The organism is Sphingomonas caeni (assembly GCF_026013415.1).
Taxonomy (GTDB): Bacteria; Pseudomonadota; Alphaproteobacteria; order Sphingomonadales; family Sphingomonadaceae; genus Sphingomonas; species Sphingomonas caeni.
The window spans coordinates 1-8,086 of record NZ_JAPDOK010000018.1 but is presented as its reverse complement, the minus strand read 5'-3'; the positions used below and the strand labels follow the sequence as shown (position 1 = coordinate 8,086).

At 64.2% G+C, this 8,086-nt stretch carries 4 protein-coding genes; 3 read left to right on the top strand and 1 reads right to left on the bottom strand.

The window, feature by feature from the left end:
• Nucleotides 1-73: 73 nt before the first annotated feature.
• Nucleotides 74-1,423 (bottom strand): pectate lyase family protein, encoded by a 1,350-nt coding sequence (locus OF829_RS20495; RefSeq protein ID WP_406701455.1) that lies wholly within the window; start codon nucleotides 1,421-1,423, stop codon nucleotides 74-76.
• 414 nt (nucleotides 1,424-1,837) lie between these two features.
• On the opposite strand from OF829_RS20495, the gene OF829_RS20490 reads away from it, so the two are divergent.
• From OF829_RS20490 to OF829_RS20480, 3 genes are all read left to right on the top strand, one after another.
• The gene (locus OF829_RS20490) at nucleotides 1,838-2,869 is read left to right on the top strand and encodes a LacI family DNA-binding transcriptional regulator (RefSeq protein ID WP_264942071.1); all 1,032 of its coding nucleotides are present in this window, start codon (nucleotides 1,838-1,840) and stop codon (nucleotides 2,867-2,869) included.
• 356 nt (nucleotides 2,870-3,225) lie between these two features.
• A complete protein-coding gene (locus OF829_RS20485; protein WP_264942070.1) occupies nucleotides 3,226-6,669 on the top strand; it encodes a TonB-dependent receptor domain-containing protein in 3,444 nt (1,147 codons plus the stop codon).
• Nucleotides 6,670-6,824: 155 nt separating this feature from the next.
• A partial coding sequence (locus tag OF829_RS20480; RefSeq protein ID WP_264942069.1) for a PIN domain-containing protein occupies nucleotides 6,825-8,086 on the top strand: 1,262 nt, incomplete at its 3' end.

Genomic DNA, 8,086 nt, shown 5'->3' with positions numbered 1-8,086 from the left:
TCCTCCGCCTCAACCAGCGGAACCCTATGAATCACGCATCCTCCCTCTTGGGAATCCTGAATGTCGATTGGCCCTAGTTCCCCGTCCGCATCTGCTGGTCGCGGGTGGTGAGGTGTTCCTGCGCGCCGGCGGTCTGCCCCGGATAGCGGCCCGATTTGGGCTCCATCGTGCCGAGATCCCAATCCTCCTCGACGAACCTGGCGCGCGTCGGTTTGAAATCGGGATAGGCGCTGACTTCGGTCTCGTCGTCGATGATGAAGCCCCGGCCTTCGGCGACGAAGAACAGCACGCGGATATCGTCGGCGTCGCGGTCCCAGGGGCGGGCGCCGGCGGTGGCGAGGACGCTGGTCTCGACATCGTCGACGGGGAGGATGGTCATGCCGCTCGTGTCCATCATCGGCTTGTTGCGCTCGATCAGCCGGGCGCGGGTCTCGCCGTAGCGGCCGAACATCGGGAGGCGATTGCCGTGGCGGTCGACAGCGCGGTTGTCCTTGCCATAGTATGCGAGGTCGCCGGCGCCGCCGAGCATCAGGAAGGGCAGCCCCTCGTCGGTGTCGTTGCCGCCGCGCAGCACGTTGCCGATCGCGGTGATCTCGCCGGTGACATAGGGGTGGCCGGCCCATTCGAGCGCCATGAGGTTATACTGCACCGCGCGGTGGCCGGGATTGTAGATCAGGTTGTTGACCATCAGCACCTGCGCGCCGCCCTTCACCAGCGGGTGGCGCTCGACATTGTGCGCCCAGATGTTGCGGTAGAAAACGATGCCGGTGGTGTTGTCGTGGATCAGCGAGCCCTTGCTGTGCTCGCCCTTGGGATGGCTCGAATCGGCGAGGCCCTCGGCGGCGAGGTTGTTCGAGAAGGTGATGTTGTAGCTGGTATGCTTGCGCCACGCCTCGGGCGTGTCGCCGCCGTCGAAGCGCGGGCCCGAGGCCGACATGTTCTCGTCGATCGCCCAGGTGAATGTGTTGTGATCGAGGATCACGTCGTGCGCGGCGACTGTGGAGAAGGCGTCGGCCTCCCAGCCGCTGCGCTTGGCCTGGCCATCGGCGCCGGTGCGGACGCGGATATGGCGGATGATCACGTCGTGGGTGGCGAGATCGATCCCGCCTTTGATGATCGTGATGCCGGGGGAGGGCGCGGTCTGGCCCGCGATAGTGAGATAGGGTTCGCGGATCGTGAGCACCGAGCGGTGGAGATCGATTACGCCTGCGACCTCGAACACCACGATGCGCGGGCCCTTGGCGTCGATCGCCTCGCGGAGGGTCCCGGGGCCGGCGGCGTCGAGCGAAGTCACGCGGATGATCCGCCCGCCGCGGCCGCCGGGGGTGGTCGCCGCGGGGCCGACGGCGCCGGGGAAGGCGAGCTTCGGGGCTGTCGGGGCGGTTTGCGCGGCGGCGGGGGTAGCGCAGGCGCCAAAGAGCATGGGCGCCAGCAGCAGGGTGAGCAGGAATCGCATTGAGGGCCTCTCCGATTATGCCGGGTTTGTGCCACCGGTTACCGCCGGGGTCTAGGGCGGAATGGGTTTAGGGGGGTGGGTCGGGGCTTCCCGCCGCTCCGGCGAAGCCGGAACTCAACCTTTCTTCCTCCGCGCCTCCGCGTCTCCGCGCGAACCTCTTCCTTCTTCTTCGTCGCGATCAAGGCGTCGCTGCGTGAACAAAAGAAGAGAGAGATTCGCGCGGAGACGCGGAGACGCGGAGGAAGAGGAAGGGTTCACGCGGCGGCGCAACGGCCGCGACGAAAGAGACGGATGAAGCCGGCTTCGCCGGATTCCGGCCTGCAAATCATTGTCCAGGGGACAGTATGGCTTTGTCCACCTCTGTCCTGTAGGCATGTCCCCATGCGGAGCGAAGGCAAGAACACGATCAACGACGTCGCGCGGCTGGCGGGCGTTTCCAAGAAAACCGTGAGCCGGGTGATCAACCGATCCCCTTTGCTCAACGCGGACACGCGGGCCAAGGTCGAGAAGGTCATCGCCGATATCGGCTATGTCCCCAACGTCCAGGCGCGCGCGCTGGCGCTGAGGCGCAACTTCCTGATCGGGCTGCTCCACGACAATCCCAACGCGCAGACGGTGATGCACGTCCAGGCGGGCATCCTGGAGGCGATCCGCGACACCGAGTTCGAGCTGATCGTCCGCCCGATCGACCGCGGCTCCTCGACGATGCTCGCCGATGTCCGCAACTTCCTCGAACGGCAGCGGCTGTACGGGGTGCTGATCCTGCCCCCGGTTTCGGAGAATGAGCTGCTCGCCGAGCTCTGCCGCGATGTCGGCTGCCGCTATGTGCGGATGGGGTCGGTGGCGCTCGACAAGCCCGAGCACATGGTCGCCTCGAACGACCGCGAAGTCGTGACCGAGGCCGTCAACCATTTGATTTCATTGGGGCATAAGCGGATCGGGCTGGTCGCCGGGCCGCACGGCTTCCGCTCGGCGCGCGAGCGGCGCAAGGGGTTCGAGGAAGCGCTGGAGGCCGCGGGAATCCGTCTGCCGCGCAGCCTGATCGCCGAGGGGAACTACACGTTCGAGACGGGCCTCGCGGCGGCCGACCGGCTGCTCGACCTGTCGCCGCGGCCGACCGCGATCTTCGCCTCGAACGACGAAATGGCGGCGGGCGTGCTCCACGCGGCGCACAAGCGCGGGATCGAGGTGCCCGGCGACCTGTCGATCATCGGCTTCGACGACACCACCATCGCCAGCCATATCTGGCCACCGATGACGACGGTGCACTGGCCGATCATCTCGATGGCGCGGTCCGCCGCGCTCAAGCTGCTGGCCGATTTCTTCGGGGATAATCTGGCGGCGGAAGAGCCCTCGCTCTTCCCCTCGACGCTGATCCATCGCGCCTCGGTCGCCCCCGCGCGCGAGCCTTGAGCGCATAGACGAAAACCTCTTTCATTGTTGCAAATTTGCCCCAGCTTGGGCCAATTCACCGACATCGGGTTATGACACCGGTTGACATAACCCGGCGCAATCGAAAGTATGGCCTCAACCAAGCGTGACGAAGCGCTTGCGCCAGAGCGGACGTTCAAGATCCGCGAAGGGGCGTGGGAGAGGCGAATCGCGACATCGCACGGGATCGCATGCGCAGGGAAAGCGCTGCACCGTCGCACCGTCGCAAATCCCGATCCGGCGAAATCCCCAGGCGCAGGCGATCCGGTGCGCCTGGCGTTCGGTATTTGGGCTGGGGAGGTTTATCGATGGGTGGCAAGAGTTTGGCGCTGAGCGCCATGATCGGATTGCGGGGGACGACGGCACTGGGGGCGCTGGGGATTGCGCTGGCGATGGCCGCGCCGGCCTATGCGCAGACCGACACGGTGCCGATCGGCCCCAGCGCGGTCTTGCAGGATCAGGACGGCGCCGGCGCGCAGGATGACACCGGGGGCGATGCCATCGTCGTTCGCGGCTATCGCGGGTCGCTGCGCAACTCGATCAACCAGAAGCGCAACTCGGACGTCCAGGTCGATGCGATCACCGCCGAAGATATCGGCGACTTCCCCGATGCGAACCTGGCGGAGTCGCTCCAGCGCCTGCCGGGCGTGTCGATCGACCGCGATAACGGCGAAGGCCGCGGCATCACGGTTCGCGGCCTGGGCGGCGACTTCAACCGCACGCGCCTGAACGGGCTCGAGGCGCTGTCGACCGCGGGCGCGAACGACGCGGGCACCAGCCCGAACCGCAGCCGCTCGTTCGACTACAACACCTTCGCGTCGGAGCTGTTCAGCTCCCTGAAGGTTCAGAAGACCCCGTCGGCCGAGACCGACGAAGGCTCGCTGGGCGCGACGATCGATCTGCAGACCGGCCGCCCGTTCGATTACAAGGGCTTCGCGCTCGGGCTTTCGACCGAGGGCAGCTATCAGGAAAATAGCGGGAAGTGGTCGCCGCGCATCGCCGGGCTGGTCTCGACGCGCTTCTTCGGCGATTCGATGGGCCTGCTCATCTCGGGCGCGTACAGCAAGAGCCAGAACGAGCTCGACCAGTATCGCCGCGCGCCGGGTTCGGCCGACTATCTCTATCGCGGCACGCAATGGGCGGGCAACGAGAACCCCCAGCGCGCCGGCTTCGCCGCGCCGACGGGGACGACCTTCGGCTCGGCGGTGACCAATCCCGAGGCGATCGCGCAGCTTACGGGCTCGGATCCCGCCGCCTATGCCGCGCTCTATCCGGGCGCGCCGTTCAACACGCCGGGCCGCTTCGACGATTCGCTGGTGCGCATCCCCGCGCTCGCCTCGGTCGAGCAGCAGGACGTGCAGAATGAGCGCATCGGCGTCACCGCCTCGTATCAGTGGCAGATCGGGCCGAACACGCGGCTGAGCATCGACGGCGCCTATTCGCGCTTCCACAATGAATCGACCTACAACCAGGTCTCGTCGGTGGGCCTCAACCGCAACAATACCAACGCGACCTACAACACCGCGACCAACACCATCACCCCGGTGAACGCGCGTGCGCTCTATCCCGGCCTGTGCGTGCCCGCGGGCCCCTCGGCGCTGGCGCCGGAGCAGGATTGCGGCACGAGCCTCTACGGCACGACCCCGGCCTTCACGACCGCCAAGGATGCGAACAACAACACGGTGGCGGCGATCCTGGGCAATGCGGCGGTGACCCCGGGCGGCACGACGCCGGCCAACGCCAACATCTTCAGCACCAATCCGAACAACCTCGATCCGTACGATTATTACAACAACCCGAATTCGGTCGGTTACATCCCGACCAGCAACCGGCTCGCCTTCCGCGGCGCGCTGATCGGGCGTCCGGCAGTCGAGCTGATGGAAGCGCACGTCACGAACGGGCTTGCCGACTATCTGGTGATGCGCAACGTCGATTTCCGTTCGGCGGCGGACCATGCGAACTACACCACGGTGTTCAAGCAGGGCTCGGCCAATTTCGAGCACAGCTTCACCGACCGCTTCAAGATGCAGATCATCGGCGGCTATTCGACCTCGGTGAACGATACGCAGGGGCTGCTCGTCGAGTTCAACCGCATGGATTCGCAAGGGCTGTTCGTCTATGACGAGCGCGGCCACGGCTCGATGCCGAAGATCGACTTCGGCTTCGACGCGTCGAACCCCGCCAATTGGGAAACCGTCAAGGGCTTCTCGGCGATCCGCCACTATCAGCGCCATGTCGAAAACACCTATGCCCAGGGCAAGGTCGATTTCGACTGGCAGTTCACCGACGAGGTGAACTTCGCCTTCGGCCTCAACTACCGCAAATATACGTTCGAGACCTCGCTGCTCGAGCGCAACAACGACCTGCTCAACCCGACGCTCAGGGAAGCGGGCGTTTCGACCGCCAGCGTGGCGCGGACGATCAGCTTCGGCCAGGGCCTGAACGTGCCCGCCGGAACGATGACCAGCTTCATCGTGCCGAGCATCGCCGCGTTCAAGACGCTGTTCGACTTCGACTGCAACTGCATCAACAAATGGGGCGACTGGCGCCTGACCGGCAAGCGCAACGGCGGCCGCGAGAATTTCGGGGTCTCCGAGGTCGATGAGGGCGGCTATTTCCAGATCGACTGGAACACCACCTTCCTCGGCCGTCCGTTCCGCGGCAATGCGGGCATGCGCGTCGCGGTGACCGACGTGACCTCGAACGGCACCAGCCAGGCGGGCCGCGCGATCGTGGGCCGCAACACCTATACCGACTTCCTGCCCTCGATGAACCTCGTCTACGAGCCGATCGACGACGTGCTGGTGCGCTTCGCGGTCTCGAAGGTGATGGCGCGTCCGCTGCTGGGCAACCTCTCGCCGTCGATCACCGCGATCACGGTGCCGAACGACGGCTCGACCACGGGCGCGACGCTCACGGTCGGCAACCCGCAGCTCAATCCGTTCCGCTCGACCAATTTCGACGCGAGCCTCGAATGGTATTTCGCGCCGGGCGGCCTGATCTCGGTGGCGGGCTTCTACAAGAAGATCGACAGCTTCCCGCAGACGATCCTCTTCACCGCGCCGCTGTCGCAGTTCGCGGATGCCGATACGATCACCGCGATCCGCGCACAGTTCACCAACAATAACCAGCTCGCCTATATCGACGGCGGCTACACCTTCACCGCGCGCCAGTTCCGCGATGCGCCGGGCGGGTGGCTGCGGGGCATCGAGGTCAGCGCGCAGGCGGACTTCACCTTCCTGCCCTGGATCTTCAAATATTTCGGCGCGCAGGTGAACTACACCTATATCGAGTCCGAGCTGAACTACATCCTCGATCCGGGCGCGCAGAACGCCCAGGGCGTGCAGACCAGCCCGCAGATCCTGGGCAAGGGCGCGTTCCTGGGCGTTTCGCCCCAGTCGCTCAACGCCACGCTCTATTTCGAGACCAAGCGCTTCCGCGCCCGCGTCTCGGTCGCGAACCGCAAGGGCTATTCGACCACCTATCCGATCGCGGCGGGCGCGTGCAGCCCGGGTCTCCAGCCGCCGGTCCCCACCAACCCGGCGACCGCCGGCACCGAGTGCAACGGCCCGCTGATCAACGACTTCGTCTATAGCCGCGGTACGACCAATGTGGACGCATCGATGAGCTATTCGTTCACCGACTGGTTCTCGGTCACCGCGGAAGGGCTCAACCTCACCAACCAGACCAGCGACCGCTATGCCTATGCGGGTCAGGAAGCGGTGACCCAATATGCGAGCTCGGGCCCGATCTACCGGATCGGCGCGCGCTTGCGGTTCTAGGCGCTCGAGAGACTGCGTTTCCGGCCAGGAACGCAGGCGGCGCGGCAAGCGGGGAGGGGGTCGGACAGCCCTTGAACCGCGGGCCGCGCCGTCGCTGTTTTGGGGGGGATTAAAGGCCACTTGTCGAGAATCGTGCCGGCCGCCACATTGGTTGCATGGTTGATGCGACTATCTCGCTGTTCGTTGACACGAATAGCTTTCTTCAAATGAAAGACTTCAACCAAGTCGCGTGGCGCGAACTCTTTCCGCAGGCTGACAGCATCAAGCTTTTTGTCTGCAACGTGGTGATCGCGGAGTTGGACAAGCACAAGACGTCGACCAATCAGCGGCGACGTAATCGTGCTCGCAAATCGCTCAGCCTGATCGAAGAGGCCGCTGCCGCACCCGATATGACTCTGTCGGTAGGTGCAGATAAGCCAAAGGTCGATCTGGCAATATGGCGTGGGAGGCCCATCTGGCTGGACTTTCCGGATTTGGATCCAGCCAACCCAGACGACTATCTTGTTGCCGCTGCGGCAACGGAGGTACATGGCATTGTTTTATCCCATGATACTGGCCCGCGCATTCGAGCGAGGATCGCCGGCGTCCGTGCGGAATGCCCACTCGACGACTGGCTATTGCCCGCCGAACAGACCGACGATCAGCGCAAAATCGGCCAGCTCACCCGTGAGTTGGAAGCGGCTCACAACGCTCGGCCTCGCCTGAATATTGTCATGCCACTGGACGACCCCCTCACGCTGAGAGCTACCGTCGTCCCATATCTTGGCGTCCCGGTTGTGGGTAAACTAGCAGCTCTAACGCTGGAGCATTTTCCCCGGGCAGATATCCGCGTCAGCACTAATCGCTATTCAGTCCTTAGAGACCCCTTCGCGATCGGGCAGACAGGCGTGGACGCCTATCACGATGAGTACGATCAGTTCGTATCGAAAATGCACGTATACTTTACGACGCTTCACGAGAGCGTAGCGCGTCACGCTTTGGCGCAGAAGGTCCCCAGCACCGTCAATAATGCCGGAAACGTGTCAGCAAAAAATCTCACGCTCAATATATATGCAGAGGGGCAAATTGAGCTTCTTGCGGATCGACAGGACGTAGAATCGCATTTGGGTCCAATCGTTTTGCCGAAGCCGCCGGAGCCGCCGCGTCGCAAGTCCTTCGACGGCTCGATTCTGGCGGGGCTGAATAAACCTCGGGACCCCACGCGTTTCTATTGGCGAGAGCGGCCTGCAATCTCGGGGGCTAGAACTGCAAGTCTTGAATGTGCTGACTTCCGGCCTGGGAGGGAAAAGGAAGTAGACGCTCTTGTCTATTCCGTGGGCGATATCCCTTCGCGGGGTAGACTAGGGCCAATCGACATTCAGGATTCCCAAGAGGGAGGATGCGTGATTCATAGGGTTCCGCTGGTTGAGGCGGAGGA